Source organism: Borborobacter arsenicus, from assembly GCF_003934165.1.
In the GTDB taxonomy this organism is placed as follows: domain Bacteria; phylum Pseudomonadota; class Alphaproteobacteria; order Rhizobiales; family Rhizobiaceae; genus Pseudaminobacter; species Pseudaminobacter arsenicus.
On sequence record NZ_RKST01000001.1, the window covers coordinates 301,714 to 320,818 of the forward strand.

The window sequence follows — 19,105 nt, forward strand, 5'->3', positions numbered from 1 at the left end:
TGCTATTCCAGCGTGAGGATGTTCTGTGGGGCGAGCCGCCCGCGCAGGAGATCGACAAAGGCGCGCAGATTGCCTCTCAGCCGCCCCCTTCGGTCGACCCAGGATTCCGGCTGTGCCGCCTTCACAAGATTGGCCACCACGTTGCGGAATATCTGGACCCCGGCATGGCGCGCGCTCATCGTGCGCTTGCGCATCAGATAAAGCGGATTGGCAATTTGCGAATAGCCCAGCTTGATCCCCGAGGTGCGCCCGCGCTTGGTGCCGAGATGTACCCCTCTCAACGCGCCGGAACGCACGATCTTGCCGAAACGTGCCATCTGCCGACTGAAATCGACATCTTCCAGCCATCCATAGAGCGGCAGGTTCTCGTCGAATTTCAGGCCGACATGCCGGACGATGCGCATGCGCAGGGCCATATTGCAGCCATATGCGTTGTAGATCGGCATCATCGATGGCGAACTGCCCGGCCCACGCGACGCTACATCGATGATCCTGACGCCTTCCGAAACCGGAATGCCCGGACCGGTGATGCCATCGGCCTCGACCGTTCCGGTGCAGACGACCACATCGGGCGCATCGAGGAAAACACGCTCCACTTCCATCAGATAGTTCGGCGTCAGCAGAAAATCATCGTCGAGAAAAAGCAGCACATCCGCATCCGGCACACTGCTGATGATTGCATTGCGCTGCCGGCACAGGCCGCGTTCCGCCTTGATGATGCGGATCGGCAGGTCGAGGCGCAAAACCGTCGATTTGTCGATATCGGTGTCGGCGGCAACACAGATGACGATTGCGTCTGGCGCCCGGGTTTGCGCCGCGAGATAGGGCAGCACCGCCTGAAGAATATCGCGCCGGCCGGTGGTGGCAATGCCGATCGCCAGGTTCAGCCGTGGGGCATAACCGTTTGCGCACCAATGATCGTTGGGAAGTTCGATCATCGCGACGCGCTCCGTTTCTGCTTGCCGGGCCGCATGCTCCTGTTGTGCCAGAGGCGCCTTATCGACCAGCCCCTCCGGCGGGTTGAACTTGCGTCACCGCTGCGATTGAGGATCGCACCGAGAATGCTCACCCTGGCCTTGCCATATCCGACCAGGGCATCGCTCAAGCGATCGAGCGTCATCTTCTTGGGATTACCCAAAACCAGCAGCACGGCGTCGGTGTAGGAGGCGGCGCTTTGCGCATCCGCCGACCCCTCAAAGGCGGCAAGATCAACGATGACGACCTTGTATTGGCGACGCAGGCCTTCCAGCGTGGTCTTCAGCGCCGGAAGGTGGCCGTATTTATGGTGCGGATCAGCCGCGTTCCTGATCTGCCCGACAGTCACAAGCGGCAGGAGTGCGCAGTCGGGTAGAGCCGAAGCTAAGGCAGGCTGTCCCTTGATTGTCTCCGCCTGAATTTCGGCAGTTTCGATCCCCCCACGCTCGCCATGATATTGCGGATGACGCAGGCGCCTGGTCGAGGCCTCCTGCAGGGACGGCGGTACCGGCGTAAGCGTCAGATTCAATTCATGGCTGCTACGGGTTGCAAGATTGCTCAGATGCGCGTCCTGGAAATTGGCATCGACCAGGACTGTCGGCACGCCTTCATTGAGATAAAGCTGAGCCAGATTGGTGGCGATCGTGGTCTTGCCTTCGCCGCTTGCCACCGACGTGACCCCGATCACCTTCACGTCATTCGACAAGAAGGCGGAATCAATCGCGTTCTTGATACCTCGCAGCGCTTCGGCAAAGTGTGAATAAGGCGAGTCAAGCACGCGCCGCAGAAGGCGCGTTTCCGGCATGGCGGTGTTGGCGACCGGCAGCTTGCCGACGGGCTGAAGCATTTGCGGACCCTGGTGCGGCAGCAGGTTCACCCGCGGAACATGCCCCAGAGATTGAAGGCCGAGCTCCCGGCCCAGCCGTCCACCCTCGCCGATCCGCCGGTCGGTCAGTTCGCGCGTCCCGGCCGCCAGAAGTCCGAATATCATGCCAAGGGCGAGCGAGAACGGCATGACGATGCTGCTTTTCGGCCAGGTCTTGGTGAAGGGGGTCGTGGCGGCAGTCACAATACGGGCATCGCCGACAGGAAAGGATTCCTTCTGCAACGTCGACATGAGCTGCTGCAGCACACTTTCATACATGCGCCTGTAGGTGCTGGCACGGCTTTCCAATTCGGCAAGCTCGACTCTGGCCATGTTCTTTTCGGAGCCAGATGCCACGATCATGTTGAAGTCTTGTTCCAGAAGACGCTCGCGAGTTTTCGCGGTTTCGACATTTGCCTTGTAGACTGACTGTATCCGCAAAAGCTCATTGCGGATTTCCTGCTGGAAAGCGGCAATCTCGCGCTCGGCAGCCTGAACGGCCGCACCGTCCTCTCCATAGCGGCTTTTCAAGATATTCAGCCTGGTGGTCGCTGCCAGCGCATCGTCGCGTAGCTTGTAGATCGACGTGCTTTTCAGCGCATCATCGACATAGCCATCCGGGAGGCCCCCGCTGACGAGGCGGTTGATGGTCGAAAGCTTCGCAGCTTCTGCCGCAGTGTTGGCCTTGGCGGCCAGAAGTTGCGAGTTGATCTCCGATACCTGCTGCTGTTCCAGCGACGAGGTGGCGCCAATCTGCGGAATATTGTTGCGCCCCCGGAACTCCTCGACCGCAAGTGCCGCCTTCTTCGCCTGGCGTCCGACTTCGATCAGCCGTCCTTCGAGCCAGTCAGCACCGCTTCGGGCAGCTTCCGACTTGGCGTTCATGCCGGTTTTTATATAGGCGTTGGCGATCGCATTGGCGGTACGCGCTGCCTTGGCACCGTCATTGGAGGTGTAGCCGATCTCCAGAACATAAGATTGTCCAACGCGCCGCACCGAAACCCGCGACAGAAAGCCAGCCATGGCCCGGCGCATCAGGTCCTCTTCGTCGATGGTCGTGTTGGTGTCCGCCTCCTCGCTCTCCGGTTCGAAAATGGACATGACGCCCGTCACCAATTTGCGGAGACTTGCTCGCCAAGAGGTGTTTTCGAAAATCTCTGGGTCTTCCGTCAGCTTCAACTGACGGATGACGGAAAGCGCGATCGCTTCCGACTTGACGATCTCCACCTTGCTGGCCACCTCGGCGGCCTCGATGATGATCGTTCCGGTATAGGCGTCTTGCGAAGTGATACGCGCCTGCTCGGGATCGATGACCAGACGCGCGATTGCCGTGTAGGAGGGCGGGGTCTTGAGCATATAGACCACCCCAAAACCGAGACCGGCGATGCTGACCACGCCGATCAGCACCATGTGGCGGCGCAGGAACGCCCAGATGTCGCGAAATGTCAGATATTGCCCGGCCGCGCCCGCACGATCCGCTGCCGTCATCTTGCGTATGTCCTGCACTACCATTCACACCTCGCTCGATGCGGCCGCGTATTGCCGGCCACACTCATTCCGTCGATACGGACCTTGCCGGTTCGATCGAAGACGTTTCGGCTGGCGGCGCCACCAGATCGACCTTCAGCACATCTCCAGGCAGCAACTGCGCGGCCTCCGAGGAAGGTAGCTCTTCCTTCCCGCTGTTACGGATGATGGTGAAGTTGAGCGGCACATCGTCCATGGCCGCACCCTTGGACTGCCGCAGCACTGCCGCCCCGGTCGCTATCAACACGGCCTGGGTGTTCTGGCGCTTCAATATCAGCTGCTCCATGTCGGCCTGAACCGACTGCAGATCCTTGGTGATCTCGGTCCGGCGCTGCCCCTTCAGCGTGGTGGCCTCGCGTTCCGTCTCGCTGATCTTCTGGCTTGCACGCATGGAAGCCAGCGCCAGATCCAGCCGGTCGCTTTGCAGGCCGGCCAGCAGGCGCTCCATTTCAGATTCGCGCGAGCGCGTAACGGTGCCCTTCTGGGCAAGCGCCGAGACGTCGTTCAACTCGTCTTGCGCAATCTTGATCTGGCGATCCATGCTGGCAATCTTCTCGGCCAGCACCTTCGTTTCATTGGTGAGCAGGATGCGCAGCTCATCAAGGGAGTCGAGCTGACGCTTGAACGCCTCCGCCCGCGCGACAAAGATGCTCTTTTCTTCATTGAGTATCTCTTTGACGTCGCCTTGAGCGGCAAGCAGTTCATTCGGGAACGCGATATCGGCCTGATCGTTCAGCTCCGCCTGCAGCCGTGCGCGCCGCGCCTGCATGCGCGGAAGGTCGATCTCGGTTTTCTGCAACTCGCCATAATAGCGAATCTGATCGACTTCGACGTCCAGGCCCGTGCCGTCGCGGCGTCGCGCCCGTCCACCCGCCAATGCCACGGCCTTCAAGACGGTCAAGCCGGGGGTGTAGGCATATTCGCCGGGACGTTCGACATGGCCGGTCACGAATATTGGCGGATAGGCCACGACCTGGACGGTGGCATCGGGCGCCTGCATCAGCCCGGTACGCTCCTTCAGGCCGTTGCCGATATCGGAGGCAAGTTCCGACGGCGTGCTCCCGACAGCTCTCAGCGTGCCGATCAGGGGAACAGAAATCTCGCCCGCATTGGAAACGGTGTATTCGCCGTTGAGGACGGTCCATTCCTTGTAATCGCCGGTGGAAGCGATCCACTCCAGCACGACGATACGCAGACGGGTTTGCGGCAATAGCCGGAAATCCTCATCGGCGGGAGCGGCCATTGTCACGGAGGCGAAGGCCAGCATGGCCAATGCGCATAGCATGCCAAGCCGGCGCATAAATCCAAGCGATATGTTCGTGCCTATAACCGGCATCTCGGGCGCCCCAAGGCTCACATGGCCCACAACTATACGAGCCGAGCCTAGGAGCGAGGTCGCGAACCGGTCAATACGACGCCCCGCACCCAATAAGGCGTACCGTCTACCCCTTCCAACCATGTGCCGAACATGGAGCCTGTCCATACTGGCTGGCCGTGGCCGCCGGCATACCAAGCAGGCGTTGGCAAACATGCGGGACCCAACAACGCCGAAGGAAAATCCAAAGCGATGACGCTCGTGCTACCCAGTTCGGAGCAGCAGTTGCTGCCCCCATGAGAGACCTACGACGTTAGGGGCAGATTGAGACAACTGCGGTAAGCCCTTCACCTTCGTTAGGATGAGCCGGTTCGGTCGCTTGACCTCGCAATATACTGTTTTCCCAACTTTTCCTGGCATCGACGCCGCACCTATGCTGCCCCGCACTTAATCGAGGGGTGGCACGGTGAGAGTTGCTTTTGTCCATTATTGGCTGGTGTCAATGCGCGGTGGAGAGCAGGTGCTGGAAGCGCTGAGCGATCTTTATCCGCAAGCCGACATTTTCACGCTTGTCTATGACGAGAAGAAAATCTCCGAAAAACTGAAACGTCACAAGATAACACCGTCATTCCTGCAACGGATTCCCGGTGCCGTCGCCCATTACAAGAAACTGCTGCCGCTGATGCCGTTCGCGCTCGAGAGCTTCGACCTGTCGAGCTACGATCTGGTGATCTCAAGCGAATCCGGTCCGGCAAAGGGCATCATTCCGGCACCCGACGCCGTGCATATCTGCTACTGCCACTCGCCCATGCGCTATGTGTGGGATCACTATCACACCTACCGCGCGAATTCCGGCACGGTTTCACGGGCGCTGATGCCGCTCTTTGCCCCGCGCCTGCGCCAATGGGATGTGTCGACGAGCGCGCGTGTGGACGTGTTCGTCGCCAATTCCCACCATGTGCAACATCGGATCGCAAAATATTACCGGCGCAGTTCGAAAGTCGTCAGCCCGCCTGTCCAGGTCCAGAATTTCCTGCCCGCCGAAGTAAGCGGCGACTTTTACCTCTGTGCGGGACAACTGGTTCGATACAAGCGTGTCGACCTCGCCGTCGAGGCATTCAAGCTTAACGGGAAGAAACTGGTCGTCGTCGGCGAAGGCGAGGAAATGGCACGATTGAAAGCAACGGCAACGCCCAATATCACCTTCCTGGGCCGGGTGCCGTTCAATAAGCTGAAGGAACTTTTGTCCCAATGCCGCGCCCTTGTCTTTCCGGGCGAGGAAGATTTCGGCATCACCCCGGTGGAAGCCATGGCCAGCGGCCGACCGGTTATCGCCTATGGTCGCGGCGGCGTGATGGACACGATAATACCCAACAAGACCGGAGTACTGTTCGAGGACCAGTCGACCGAAGGTCTGTTGCAGGCGATTGAATATTTCGAAGCCATGGAAGGCCAGTTCGAACCGCTGCTGATAAGACAGCATGCCCAGCAGTTCAGCGCAGAAGAGTTCAAAGGCAAGATGCGCACGATCGTGGAGGTCGAACTTGACCGGCGCGCCTCCCAAAAGGCGCACAACAGCGCATCTTTGACCGAATACTGGGCGCATGAACAATTCGAAGGCTTGTCGTCCGGGCCTAATGCAGCACTCGTTCAGTGAAACCGTTGTTAGAATTCGAGGCGCACCACGCTCCTTCCGTTGAATAGCGCGCTGCCCGTCCTGATTGCGTCGGAGAGAACCGACCCAAAATGCTCTATCTCCTCAGCCCGATTCCTACATCCGAATGAACCGGATACTCCCAACGTATAGCTCCCAAAATCTCAATCGATTTCTGGCGCGGAGCATGTATCGATGCACGGTGCTGCGCCCATGTCGCGGGCGCTGGTTGCGTTGGCCGTTATATACGGCAAGCCTTTATAATATCGTATTTTTGTCATGAGTTTCATGAATGCGCGTCGAGATGCGGACCCCCAATGACAATCGCTTCAGAGCTTCCGAAAGACGGACGATCGTTTGACGTTTGTATTGCCGGAGCAGGACCGGCTGGCCTTGCCGTGGCGCTTGAATGCGAGGCGAGAGGCCTTTCCATCATCATGATCGAGGCAGGTGGTCTCCAGCCTCGATCAACCGGACTCGTGTCGGAAGCAACCGATATTCTCGACAAGCTTCGTCACGGGCAAATGAACGTCGTCACAAGACAGGCGCTTGGGGGGACCTCCTGGGCCTGGGGCGGTGAGTGCATCCCCTTCGATCGTATCGATTTCGAGCCGCGCGACCACGTCCCGCATTCGGGATGGCCGATCGGCTACAAGGACATTGCAGCCTGGCATGGCGCTGCCGCCAAGTTCCTCGCCTGCGGCAGTCCGAATTTTTTCCGCGCCCTGTCCGGGTGGGAAGATCTCGCTTCCTGCAATGTCGACCATATAGGCCGGTTCTCCACCTCCTCGAACCTCGCCAACCGCTATCGCAACCGTCTCGAACGGTCGCCAAACATTCTGCTATGTGTCGGCAAGACCGTGACCGGCATCGAGATGGATGTGTCTGGAAGCACAGTATCCGGCCTCAATATCAGGAATTCGCTGGGCGGCGCGACGGAAACGCAGAAGGCGCGTTTTTTTGTGCTGGCAGGCGGAGGGGTGCGAACGACCCATCTCCTCTTGAACCTGCAACGGTCGTTCCCGCATTTATTGGGCGGCGATAGCGGTCCGCTCGGCCGCTATTATATGGGTCATATCGCCGGCGAAATCTCCACGATCGTCTTCAATGATCCCAAGGATTCGGTGGATTTCCTGTTCCAGCCGGATTCAAGAAAGGTGTATGCGCTACGGCGTATCAAGATCAAGGAAGGCGTCCAGAAACGGGAAGGTCTCCTCAACACCGCCTTCATGTTGCGCAACCCTGCCATCGGCGATCACCGGCACATGAACGGCGCGCTCTCGCTCATCAATCTGTGCCTGTCCAATCCATTGACCGGGCAGCGCTTCTTCTCGCGAAGGCTGTCCAGCCATTCAAACGTGCCACCGTCGCCGCAGCGATGGAAACATGTCGGCAATACGCTGCGCGCGCCTATGCGCACGGTCAAGGACATCAAGATGATCCTGCAGCAATTCCTGCAGGAGACCAAGATACCCGTCCTCATCGGCAACAATGCGGGCCGCTACACGCTGCGCTATCACGCCGAGCAGGTGCCGAACCCGGAAAGTCGCATCCGTTTGGCGGATCAGTTCGACCGCTTTGGCGAGCCGACATTGAAGATCGACTTTCGCTTTACCGATCAGGACGCCCGTTCCGTACTGCGCGCCCATGAAATTCTGGATCACGAACTGCGGATGACCGGACGCGGCTATCTCGACTATTGGTATCCGCTCAAGGAGCGCCTTGCAGCCATCATGGACATCGCCACCGACGGCTACCACCAGGCCGGAACGACGCGGATGAAAACCGATCCGCAGGAGGGCGTCGTGGATGAGTCATGCCGGGTGCATCAAATTCGCAATCTTTATATCGCGTCGAGCAGCGTCTTCCCGACCACCGGCAGCGCAAACCCGACATTTTCCATCGTCGCATTCGCATTGCGGCTCGCCGCCCATCTTTCAGGCGTGCAAGTTTAGGTCACGAACCTACAGCCCTTGATCGTTCGCGATTTGACTACAGACTGTCTTGTGGTGCTCTCTTCCATCAGACGTGTTGACTGCAGATATGCAGGGACGACACTTCTCGCATTTTTCCAGGAGGTAGCCATGAGCTTGCAACTGACAGGAATTCACCATCTCACTGCCATTACCGCCAATGCGCCCGGCAACCTTCATTTCTATACCAAGATACTGGGCATGCGCCTGGTCAAGAAAACGGTGAACCAGGACGATACCAGCGCCTATCATCTGTTCTACGCCGACGGCGAAGCCACACCCGGCAGCGACCTTACCTTCTTCGACTGGCCCGTAGCCCCAGAACGGCGCGGGACCCACAGCATTGCCCGTACCGGCCTGCGGGTTGGCAGCGAGGCGAGCCTGAAATGGTGGAATGACCACTTGACGGAAAATGGCGTCAAGACCGGCGAAATCACCGATATCGGCGGTCATAAGGCGCTGGATTTCGAGGACCCCGAAGGGCAGCGCCTGCGCCTGATCGACGATGGCGGTATCGGCCAATCCCACCCCTGGGACAAAAGCCCGATCCCGGCCGAACACCAGATCAGGGGCCTGGGGCCGATCACCATCAGCGTGCCTGATATCGCCAATACCGAGGCGGTGCTGACGCAGGTGATGAACATGCGCAAGGTGCGTGACTATTCCTCGCCCGATGGCGAAGGCCAGATCCATGTCTTCGAGATGGGCAATGGCGGGCCGGCGGCCGAGCTTCATGTTGCCGTCCAGCCAGGGTTGCCGGTTGCTGGTCAGGGTGCCGGTGCCGTGCATCATGTCGCGTTCCGCGCTCCGGATCAGGAAACGCTGCATCAGTGGACACAGCGGCTTCGCGACTTCCGCCTGCCCTCGAGCGGCGAGGTCGAACGCTACTACTTCCGCTCGCTCTATTTCCGCGAGCCGAACGGCATATTGTTCGAGATCGCAACGGACGGACCCGGCTTTGCCGTGGACGAACCGCTCGAAACCCTGGGCGAAAGCCTCTCGCTGCCGCCCTTCCTTGAAGGAAAGCGCGACTGGATCGAGCGCAATTTGAAACCCTTGTCCTGATGCAAACAGCCTGCCTGGGATTTCACCCCCCGGGCAGGCCCATTTTATCCGGCTGGGCCAGAATGCCGCCGGTCACCGCTTCGTGGCAGCCTGTGGTGGTCGGGAAAGTCAGCGGCAACCCCTTCAACGAACGAACGGCAAGGAAGGCCCAGGCTTCCGCCTCGGTCGCATCTCCGTCGAGGCCGGCGTCTTCGGCCACGATAACGGTGGCACCCATCTTTTCAGCACCTGTGCGCAGATCGCCGACGATATGAGGGTTTTTACGGCCGCCGCCGCACACGATCCACAATCGAGGCGGCTCCGGCATGTGCTCGGTAGCTTTCAGGATCGCTTTGGCCGAAACGGCGGCCAGTGTGCGTGCGCCGTCCGACAATTCCAGGCCCTCCGCGAGAGCCAGCGTGAAATCATTGCGGTCGAGCGATTTCGGCCCGGATTTAAGGAAGAAGGGGGCCGCCATATAGCGCTCGACCACTCCGGCCACGACATGGCCCTCGCTGGCGATCGCGCCATCCGCGTCGAATGGAACCCCACCCTCGCGCAACACCCATTGGTCGATAAGTGCATTGCCCGGGCCGGTATCGAAGGCGATGGGATCGCCAGCTGCCGGCACATAGGTGATGTTCGAAATCCCGCCGATATTGACGAACACGACGGGAAAGCCACCGGCATAAGGTTCGGGCAGGCAGCGCGCTAGGGCGTCATGGTAAGCCGGCACCAGCGGCGCGCCCTGCCCGCCATGCGCCATATCGTTGGCGCGCATATCGTAAACGACCGGCAGGCCGGTTTGCCGCGCCAGCAGCGCCCCGTCGCCCAATTGCACAGTGATACCGGCTTGCGGCCGGTGCAAAACCGTCTGGCCGTGAAAGCCGATGACCTCCGGCCTGCCCCAATCGCCGGCAGAGGAACTCAGGAATGCCTCGACAGCGCGTGCATGGCGGATGGTGATTTCATGTTCGAGCTCGACGAGTTCGCCCGGTCGCTCCTGCCGCTTCACGATTTGCCGGGCAGTTTCCAGCGATGCCTCGATACGCTTGCGGAATTCAGCTTCGTAAGGCACGAACAACGAGGGTCCGGCCTCGATTGCGCTCACCCCGTCCGTTTTCAGTATCGCGACGTCGATGCCGTCCATCGAGGTGCCGCTCATCAGGCCGATTGCGCAGATTGTCGCCATTTCTCGTGCCGTTCTTGTGATTCCCTGGCGGCGGATGCTAAACGGCCGGAACCACACTTACCACGGCCCGATGCGCCGCGGTGTTTCGGGAAACAGAGAATGTCCAGCTTCAAATCCGATTTCCTGCGCATCCTTTCCGAGCGCGGCTTCATTCACCAGACATCCGACGATGCCGGGCTCGACAAACTGTTCGCAACCGAAACCGTCTCGGCCTATATCGGCTTCGATCCGACGGCATCCAGCCTGCATGCCGGCGGGTTGATCCAGATCATGATGCTGCATTGGATGCAGAAGACCGGCCACCGGCCGGTCGCGCTGATGGGCGGCGGCACAGGCATGGTCGGCGATCCGTCCTTCAAGGACGAGGCGCGCAAGCTGATGACGCCAGAAACCATTCAGGCCAATATAGACGGCATCAAGAAGGTGTTTGCCAACTACCTGACCTTCGGCGACGGTCCGCGCGATGCGCTGATGGTCAATAATGCGGAGTGGCTGCTGCCACTGAACTATCTGGAATTTCTGCGCGACGTCGGCCAGCACTTCTCGGTCAACCGCATGCTGGCCTTCGATTCGGTCAAGCAGAGGCTGGATCGCGAGCAATCACTGTCGTTCCTCGAATTCAACTACATGATCCTGCAGGCCTATGACTTCGTGGAACTGAACAAGCGCTATGGCCTGCGTCTGCAAATGGGCGGTTCGGACCAGTGGGGCAACATCGTCAACGGCATCGACCTTGGCCACCGGCTGGGCACGCCGCAGCTCTATGCGCTGACCTCGCCCTTGCTCACCACCGCCTCGGGCGCCAAGATGGGCAAGTCGATGAATGGCGCGGTCTGGCTCAATGCCGACATGCTCTCGCCCTATGACTTCTGGCAATATTGGCGCAACACCGAGGACGCCGACGTCGAGCGCTTCCTGAATCTCTACACGACCTTGCCGATGGACGAGATCGCACGGCTCGGCAAGCTTGGCGGCGCCGAGATCAACGATGCCAAGAAGGTGCTCGCCACCGAGGTGACCGCGATGCTGCACGGTCGCGAGGCTGCCGAACAGGCAGCGGAAACCGCCCGCAAGACCTTCGAGGAAGGCGCGCTTGCCGATACGCTGCCGACGGTCGAGATCGGCAAGGACGATTTGCAGGCCGGCATCGGCATCCTCACCCTGTTCGTCAATGCCGGGCTTGCCGGTTCGAATGGCGAGGCCCGCCGTCATATTCAGGGCGGCGCGGTACGCCTCAACGACACGCCGATCACCGACGACCGGCGCGCGGTGACATCGGCCGACCTCACCGGCGACGGGGTACTGAAACTGTCGCTCGGCAAGAAGAAGCACATATTGGTGCGGCCGGTATAAAGGCGACCGCGTTACTGGAACTCGAAGATCGACCGGAAGATCCCCGGTGCGATTACCGATAGCGGGTTGATCTGCAGCGTCGGCGACTTAGCCTTGCCGGCAAGCTTGTAGGTCACGCCGATCAGGCCCCGGTCGCGGCCATTGCCAAGGATCAGCCCGACCAGCGGAAGCTCTCCGAAAAGCCGGTTGAGGCCATAGGCCGGCATGAAGGTTCCGGTCATGGCCATGTTGCCGTCCGGATCGTAAAGGGTTCCCTGGAAGGTGGTCCCGATTAAGGGGCCGCGCAATACGCCGTTTTCGATTTTCAAATAGCCGTCACCTTTTTCGAGACGCGCTGCGCCACGTTCGAACTGCACCCGCGATGTATCGATGTCGCGCTTGACTGCCTGATTGAGGCTGCGCTGATCTCCGGGCGGGGTTGTCGAGACGATCGAGGCAAGCTTGGGCTCGTTGACGAGCCAGAAATCGCGTGCATCGACCTGGCCGCGCATCGGTCCGTTGCCCTCCGCCGCCAGCGCAAGTTTTATGACGCCGCCTTCCATGTGCTCGTAAACGTTCAGGAAGCGCAAGATCGCGCCCGCATCGGCAGATTGCATCTGCAGCCCGCGCCGGCCGGCCTCCCGCGTGCTGCTGCGCACCGAGAGTGCGGCACCCGAGCCAAGAGCGGCGGTAGCGTCGAGACCATCCAGCCGTGCACCCTTACCGTTGTAGCTGAGCTTGACGTTGGACAGTTTTTCGCCGCCAAAGCCGGTGATCGTCTTCACCTCAAGACCGAGTGAAACCGCGGGGCTTTCGGTGGACCGGCCGCCTGCCCCGGTGCTGGATGTAAACTGCTTGATGATCGAACGGGCATCAAAGGCGCTGCCATTGACCTGCACGGCATAGGATTTTCCCTTGCGCTCGATTGCTACGGCAACATCGTCGCCGCGGTTCAACCTGACATTGGTGAACTTGGCCGACGCCAGTTCGCCATCCGCAAGCGTTACCGCTCCGCCAATGGCAAAGGATTTCCCCTCCAGCAGAAAGTTCGAAAGCGTGGAAACGCCATCCGCCGTTTTGAGCTTAAAACTGACATCCGCCTTGATGCCCGTCCCCTTCGACCAGCCGACCCAGGGGATATCAAGCCTAGCACCGGTAAGGTCGGCCGTGACGTTACGCTCGCCTTTGCCGGTTGCGTCAAGATCGACCCGAACCGTGCCCGAAACCAGGGCGTTGAGCCCCGGCGCGACTGCCTTGCGTGCCGCATCGTCGAGAACAAGCTGCACCTTGCGCTGGCGCTCCGGCCCATCCTGCCGCAACGGCTCGACCATGGATATCTCGGCTGGCACGCCGTTGAGCTTGCCCTTGGCGTTGATCAGCGCCTGGGCGGGCTCCACGACGATCGTGCCATCGGCCTCGCTCAGCTTCTGGCCATCCAGCGCCTCGGTTAGCGTCAAGCCCTTGTAGTCAAGCGCCACGCGCCAGGTCAGCTTGCTGGCATCGATACCTTTCTGCAGCGGTATCTGCGCCTTGACGTTGCCGCTCACCTGTCCGCTGAAATGTTCAGGCTTGAGCCCGACATGGCGCATGGCGTTGATCGGCTCGTAGGAGGCCAGTTCCGTAATGGCATCGGCATCGCCGACCACGTCCATGTCCAGCAGGCCGATCAATGGCGGGCGATTGGCGTGTTCGATGCGCAGCGTGCCTCTGGTGGCTGCAACCGAGCGTCCGCTCGGCATGTAGACGGTGCCGGTCGACAGCGAGATATCGACATCATTGCCGTGGAATTCGATCACGCCCACGGCATCGCGCACCGGCGGGATCAGCCCGGCCGTGTCGAAACGCGTATCGTCCACCTCGAAACGCCCCGACACTTCCTCGGCCGAGAGTGGAATGCCGTTGCCGAGCCGTGCCGGAACGACCTGAAAATGGATCTGACCATCAAGCACCCGCCCGCCAAACAAGTGGTCGAGCACCCATTTTCTCGCGCCATGGGCGGCAAACCACGGCCATAGCTGCTTGGCGTGGGAAACAGGCATGTCGTGGACGGTAAAGGCAAGCATGATTCCCGGTGCATTGCCTGGCGAAAATTCCAGCGAGGCCCGGCCCAGTGCCTCGCCCTGCCCGCTCTTGATCGCGATGTCGTCGGCCTTAACCAGATTTACATCTGCATCATAGACGCCCCGGATACGTGCCAGGAAGGCAAGCGCCGGCTCGGGCGATTCCTCCGGCGCCAGCCTGGTACGGGTAGTGACCAGTTCATAGCGATAGACCGGTTTCTCGCCGGCCTCGCCACTGGGCGGCTTTGGGCCGATGGCGCCGTTGAATTCCAGGTCGGTGCGGCCGCTCACCACACGCAACCTGTCGAGTTCGATCTTGTTCGTTCCTTCGACCAGGGAAGCATCGAGATCAACGCTCCCCGAAAACACGCCTTCCTTACCAAGGTCCAACACTGCGTCCAGTCGCAGCGCGGCCGACAGGCGGTCGGCGTCGTCGCCGATGCCTTCGCGGCCGGTGATCTTGATGTCGAAGGCCCCCATCTCGCTCCTGTTGCCGCCAGTTCCCGGCGCCTCGCTGGCGACGGGTTCGAGCGAAGGCGCGTTTACCGCCATATCGAGCCGGGAGATGCGGCGCGAAACGATGTCTCGAGCCGCGGTTCCGCCCAACGTCATTGTCCTTCCGTCGACCGCGATCTCGGCCGCAAAGGCCAGAATGCCCGGTTCGGATTCGGAAAGATCGGCGCTAACGATGTGGACAACCCGCACCTGCCCCTCCTCGGGAAGGGCAAATTCGACGTTCTCCAACTCGATTCGGCGCGTCGAACCGGCATTCAGCGCATCGAGAACCCGGTGAACCTGCCCGAAGATCAGCTTCGCCAGCTTGTCCGGATCGATCAACCCTTCGCTGTTCTTCAGGACCGCCGTCCAATCGCCGCGGTCGGCCAGCGGCATCGCCGCTATCGCAATCCGCGCATCGGAAATCCTGGCGCTGCCCAGACGGACATCGCCCGACAGAAGCGGCAGGAAACGCAGGCCGAAGCGCACCTGGCCGGCATCGACGACGCTTGCGCCATCGGCCGCCTTCACGCTCAAATCACGCACATCGAGCGCGACAAGGCGCGGACCGTCGAGCGAAATGCCTGTCGGCCCCATGGCAAGGCTGACATCTGTGCCCGCAATGACCTCTATGGCGCTCTCGGCCTGCGCGCGCAGCCGCTCCGTGCCCAGACCTGAAATACCGACCAGGAAAACAATGCCGGCAAGCAATCCCGTGACGGTGGCTGCTATCGCGACCGCCCCAACGACAACCCGCATTGCGCGCCGCATGAGCCCACGGCGTTTGCGTGCCACACCTACCGCCGACGGGAACGCGCCAAGATCTTTGATCTCGTCACGCCGAAAACGTATCTTTTCGTGCTTTTCTAGCTCTTGGCCCACACGTTGTCCCGTTGCGGCATTTCAATCGTGGACGAATCCTTGAACATCCTTATATCTCTGACCCGCGGCACATAGCATTAAACAAGGACATGGGTATGGCTGAACTGGAACAAGGGCAGATTGCGCCGAACTTCAACCTCCCGCGCGACGGCGGCGGCACGCTGGCGCTTGACGAGTTGCGGGGCAGGAAAGTCGTGCTCTATTTCTACCCCAAGGATGACACCAGCGGTTGTACAGCCGAATCTATCGATTTCTCCACCCGCAGATCAGAATTCGAAAAAGCGGGCGCAATCGTCATCGGCATGTCGCCCGATAGCATCAAGAAACATGACAAATTCAAGGCCAAGCACGGTCTTGAGATCGATTTGATCGCCGACGAGGAACGTAAGACGCTCGAGGCTTATGGCGTGTGGGTCGAAAAAAGCATGTATGGCCGTAAATATATGGGCGTGGAGCGTTCCACCTTCCTGATCGACGCCGGCGGCAAGATCGCCAAAATCTGGCGCAAGGTGAAAGTGCCGGGGCACGCCGAGGAAGTACTAGGCGCCGTTCGCGCGATCTAGGGTCAGGATCGAGCGGAACCATTCTCCGGCAGCGGCATTTGTCTTTCAACTGATGCAAGCCGGGAGAAAGTCAATGCGCAGTATTCTGCTCTGGTTGCTGGGAGTTCCGATCCCGATTATCATTCTGCTGTGGTTTTTCATGCGCTAGCAAGCATGAATCCAGCCAGATTTCAGAAAACCTCGCTTCGGCGAGGTTTTTTATTGTCACTCCATTTATGCAATCCAAGGTTGAATTAACCAAGAATGGTTGTCGGGAAAAGCTTTATTAACCCTAACAATGTGTAATCCCGCCATTGCTCTCTGGGTATGGAAGTTCGGTCCCGTGAAACAATCTGGTCAGGCGACGGTCTTCGGCAGGCGCAAAGAACCGCATATGGTGATCATCGCCCGTGGCAACGATATCCGGCATTTCACAGTCCGGCCCTGGATGGCGGCATTCATCGGTTCTGCCCTCGCGGCGGTGGCAATGGGTTATCTGCTAGCTACCTCCTACCTTGTCCTGCGCGACGACCTGATCGGCGCGACGACGGCGCGGCAGGCGCGCATGCAGCAAGCCTATGAAGATCGCATCTCGGCACTCCGCGCACAGGTAGACCGCATCACCAGCCGGCAACTGCTCGATCAGCAACTCGTGGAAACCAAGGTCGGCGAACTGCTGCAGCGCCAGTCGCAACTGACCATGCGCCATGGCCGGCTTGGCCCGCTGCTCGACAGGGCTGAAGCCGCCAGCACGAACCTGCCGGCATCCGCGCCGACGCCGATGGAAAAGCCCGAGATCCGTGCGAGCCTGGGTTTGGATATTCCAAACGCGCCTGTCCCCGAACTCGCCTATGCCTCCACCTCGGGGTCGGCAGCGGACCCATTCGCGTTCTTATCGGCACAAAAGGCAGATAGACCGGCGGTTCCTTCTTCAGCTGATCAGGCCGACAGGCTTTTCGTAGCTATTAACCAGTCACTGCGCTCCATAGAAAACGAGCAGATGGAGCGCATTACCTCGCTGGCACAGAACGCTTACGAAACCGCGGACGCGATTTCCGAAGCGCTTGAGACTGCCGGCCTGTCAGTCGATGTCGATATCGACAAGGACGCCATGGGCGGTCCGTTGATCGCTGTCGACAATCCGACCGCCTTCGATACCAAGGTCCGGGAACTCGATGAAGCGCTCGACATGCTCGATAAAATGAAGAAGGAGACAAGCCGGCTGCCGCTCGCCAATCCCGCGCCTGGCCGTTCGATTTCCAGCACATTCGGCGTGCGCAAGGACCCGCTTCTGGGCACGCCTGCGCTTCATTCCGGCATGGATTTCCGCTTGCCGGCGGGTTCGGCTGCACGCGCAACTGCTGCAGGAACGGTGGTCAAGGCCGGCTGGAATGGCGGTTATGGCAGGATGGTCGAAATCGACCATGGCGGCGGCTTTGCCACGCGCTATGCCCATCTGAGCAAGATCGAGGTGAAGGAAGGCCAGAAGATCGGCAAGGGAGAAGTTGTCGGCAGGGCCGGCAGCAGCGGCCGCTCGACGGGTCCCCATCTTCACTACGAAGTGCGCCACAATGGCACCGCGGTCAATCCCGTGCGCTTCCTAAAGCTCGGCAGGCAAGTCAGCCAGTATCTTTGAAAGAAGGGAGCCAGAGGGCGCCCTTCCCTGCTCAGGTCAGATTGCCGACTTGCGGCTTTCCTCGACATAGGCCTGCCGCAGCCGGCGAGCCACCGGTCCGGGCTGCCCATCGCCCACCGCGGCCCCATCGATTTCGATGACCGGGCAGACAAAGCCGGTCGCGGAAGTGGTGAAGGCTTCGCGGGCGGCTTGCGCTTCCGCAATGGTAAAGGGGCGTTCCTCAACCTTCATCTGGAGGTCGCGCGCGCATTTCAGCACGGCTGCGCGAGTGATGCCGGCCAGGATGTGACTTGAAAGGTCGCGTGTGACGATGGTGCCGTCCTGCGTCACGATATAGGCGTTGTTGGATGTGCCTTCGGTGACGACCCCATCCTCCACCAGCCAGGCATCGTCAGCGCCCTTTTCCCGTGCGATCATCTTGGCCATCGATGGGTAGAGCAGTTGCACCGTCTTGATGTCGCGCCGGCCCCATCTGATATCTTCGATCGAAACGATCCGTGCACCCCGATCAGCCAGCGGATTGTCGACGACCGCCTTGGACTGGGTGAACAGGATCAGGGTGGGCGGTGTTGCCGCAGACGGAAACACGAAATCGCGATCGGCCACGCCTCTCGTGACCTGGAGATAGACAAGACCCTCCGTCACCTCGTTGCGAACGATAAGCTCGCGATGGATCGACAGAAGCTCCTCCTGCGAACACGGCATCTCCATCTTGAGTTCCGCCAGCGATCTGCGCAGGCGCGCGGCATGCCCGGCGAAATCAACGAGCTTGCCGTCGATCACCGACGTGACCTCGTAGACCCCATCGGCAAACAAGAAGCCGCGATCGAAAACCGAGATCTTTGCATCCGGTTCGGGAACATAATTCCCATTCACATAGACTATGCGTTCCATCGAATTTTCCGTTTTGTGCCGAATCGTTTGGGCGTGATTTTATCTGCCAGCGTCGGCATAGGCTTGCGGCAATTTTGAAAGCGTATTCGTCCAGCAGCCTACTCGGGGTATTTGGCTGGCAGATCGGATCTATCGTGAGGAACAAGGACCAATGGAAACAAGGGCTAAGTTTCAGCCTAAAGGCCTCATACCCTTGTATCAAATGGCGCGAGTGACGGGACTCGAACCCGCGACCTCCGGCGTGACAGGCCGGCACTCTAACCGACTGAGCTACACCCGCGCACCGATGCTGTTTGCATCGTTGGGCGAGGCATTAAGGGGTTCGGTTGTAAGTGTCAAGCGGCCCCGCGCGCCATTTCCCAGCAATTCGCCACTGGTTCTTCCGGACGCATGTCAGACACCCTGATGACTGGCAAAATCAAGGTATTTCCGCTTGCGGTTCGAGGGCGAACCGCTTAAAGGTCCGGCTCGCATCGGGCGATTAGCTCAGTTGGTAGAGCGCTTCGTTTACACCGAAGATGTCGGCGGTTCGAGTCCGTCATCGCCCACCACAATCCCGGTAGCTTTAATCAGTGCGTAGAGAGCGGCAGGTTCGCCGAACCTCTGCCGTGTCCGTAAAACACACCCTGCTGCTCAGGCGACGGTCGAACACCATGCAGCCGGCGCACTGTTCCAACTACATAACCGGCGAAATTCTCCCGATCATTGACGGCTATTAA

Annotated in this window: 12 protein-coding genes and 2 tRNA genes; 7 read left to right on the forward strand and 7 right to left on the reverse strand. The window is 60.0% G+C overall.

Annotation, left to right across the window (positions count from 1 at the left end):
* Positions 1-2 precede the first annotated feature (2 nt).
* The 3 genes from EET67_RS09015 to EET67_RS09025 form a co-directional block, all read right to left on the reverse strand.
* Complete coding sequence (locus EET67_RS09015) at positions 3-938, reverse strand: glycosyltransferase family 2 protein (RefSeq protein WP_128625810.1); 936 nt, start codon at positions 936-938, stop codon at positions 3-5.
* Positions 935-3,328 (reverse strand): GumC family protein, encoded by a 2,394-nt coding sequence (locus EET67_RS09020; protein ID WP_165899844.1) that lies wholly within the window; start codon positions 3,326-3,328, stop codon positions 935-937. Before EET67_RS09020 ends, EET67_RS09015 begins: the two co-directional genes overlap by 4 nt.
* A gap of 64 nt (positions 3,329-3,392) precedes the next feature.
* Positions 3,393-4,703, reverse strand: a complete 1,311-nt coding sequence (locus tag EET67_RS09025) for a polysaccharide biosynthesis/export family protein (protein ID WP_165899845.1) — start codon at positions 4,701-4,703, stop codon at positions 3,393-3,395.
* A 445-nt stretch (positions 4,704-5,148) separates the two neighbouring features.
* Between EET67_RS09025 and EET67_RS09030 the strand changes: the two genes are divergently transcribed.
* The 3 genes from EET67_RS09030 (at position 5,149) to EET67_RS09040 (ending at position 9,374) form a co-directional block, all read left to right on the forward strand.
* Positions 5,149-6,339 (forward strand): glycosyltransferase, encoded by a 1,191-nt coding sequence (locus tag EET67_RS09030; RefSeq protein ID WP_128625813.1) that lies wholly within the window; start codon positions 5,149-5,151, stop codon positions 6,337-6,339.
* Positions 6,340-6,653: 314 nt separating this feature from the next.
* On the forward strand, positions 6,654-8,291 hold the full coding sequence (locus tag EET67_RS09035; protein WP_128625814.1) for a GMC oxidoreductase: 1,638 nt from the start codon (positions 6,654-6,656) through the stop codon (positions 8,289-8,291).
* A 129-nt stretch (positions 8,292-8,420) separates the two neighbouring features.
* Positions 8,421-9,374: a ring-cleaving dioxygenase gene (locus EET67_RS09040; RefSeq protein WP_128625815.1), complete on the forward strand. Its 954-nt coding sequence runs from the start codon at positions 8,421-8,423 to the stop codon at positions 9,372-9,374.
* A gap of 22 nt (positions 9,375-9,396) precedes the next feature.
* On the opposite strand, the gene EET67_RS09045 is transcribed toward EET67_RS09040, so the two are convergent.
* Complete coding sequence (locus EET67_RS09045; RefSeq protein WP_128625816.1) at positions 9,397-10,545, reverse strand: anhydro-N-acetylmuramic acid kinase; 1,149 nt, start codon at positions 10,543-10,545, stop codon at positions 9,397-9,399.
* A gap of 99 nt (positions 10,546-10,644) precedes the next feature.
* Between EET67_RS09045 and tyrS the strand changes: the two genes are divergently transcribed.
* On the forward strand, positions 10,645-11,898 hold the full coding sequence (gene tyrS / locus EET67_RS09050) for a tyrosine--tRNA ligase (RefSeq protein WP_128625817.1): 1,254 nt from the start codon (positions 10,645-10,647) through the stop codon (positions 11,896-11,898).
* An 11-nt stretch (positions 11,899-11,909) separates the two neighbouring features.
* Here tyrS and EET67_RS09055 read toward each other — a convergent pair whose 3' ends face one another.
* Positions 11,910-15,191 carry a DUF3971 domain-containing protein gene (locus EET67_RS09055; protein ID WP_245450820.1) on the reverse strand — a complete coding sequence of 1,094 codons (3,282 nt, stop codon included), beginning with the start codon at positions 15,189-15,191 and terminating at the stop codon, positions 11,910-11,912.
* Positions 15,192-15,409: 218 nt separating this feature from the next.
* On the opposite strand from EET67_RS09055, the gene EET67_RS09060 reads away from it, so the two are divergent.
* Together EET67_RS09060 and EET67_RS09065 are read left to right on the forward strand one after the other, a co-directional pair.
* Complete coding sequence (locus EET67_RS09060) at positions 15,410-15,877, forward strand: peroxiredoxin (protein WP_128625819.1); 468 nt, start codon at positions 15,410-15,412, stop codon at positions 15,875-15,877.
* A gap of 322 nt (positions 15,878-16,199) precedes the next feature.
* Positions 16,200-17,492, forward strand: coding sequence for a M23 family metallopeptidase (locus EET67_RS09065; RefSeq protein ID WP_128625820.1), 1,293 nt, complete (start codon positions 16,200-16,202; stop codon positions 17,490-17,492).
* A 36-nt stretch (positions 17,493-17,528) separates the two neighbouring features.
* Here EET67_RS09065 and EET67_RS09070 read toward each other — a convergent pair whose 3' ends face one another.
* Together EET67_RS09070 and EET67_RS09075 are read right to left on the reverse strand one after the other, a co-directional pair.
* A complete protein-coding gene (locus EET67_RS09070) occupies positions 17,529-18,386 on the reverse strand; it encodes a D-amino-acid transaminase (RefSeq protein ID WP_128625821.1) in 858 nt (285 codons plus the stop codon).
* Positions 18,387-18,589: 203 nt separating this feature from the next.
* A tRNA-Asp gene (locus EET67_RS09075) sits at positions 18,590-18,666 on the reverse strand.
* Positions 18,667-18,861: 195 nt separating this feature from the next.
* Between EET67_RS09075 and EET67_RS09080 the strand changes: the two genes are divergently transcribed.
* Positions 18,862-18,937 (forward strand) — tRNA-Val (locus EET67_RS09080).
* The last annotated feature ends 168 nt before the right edge of the window (positions 18,938-19,105 follow it).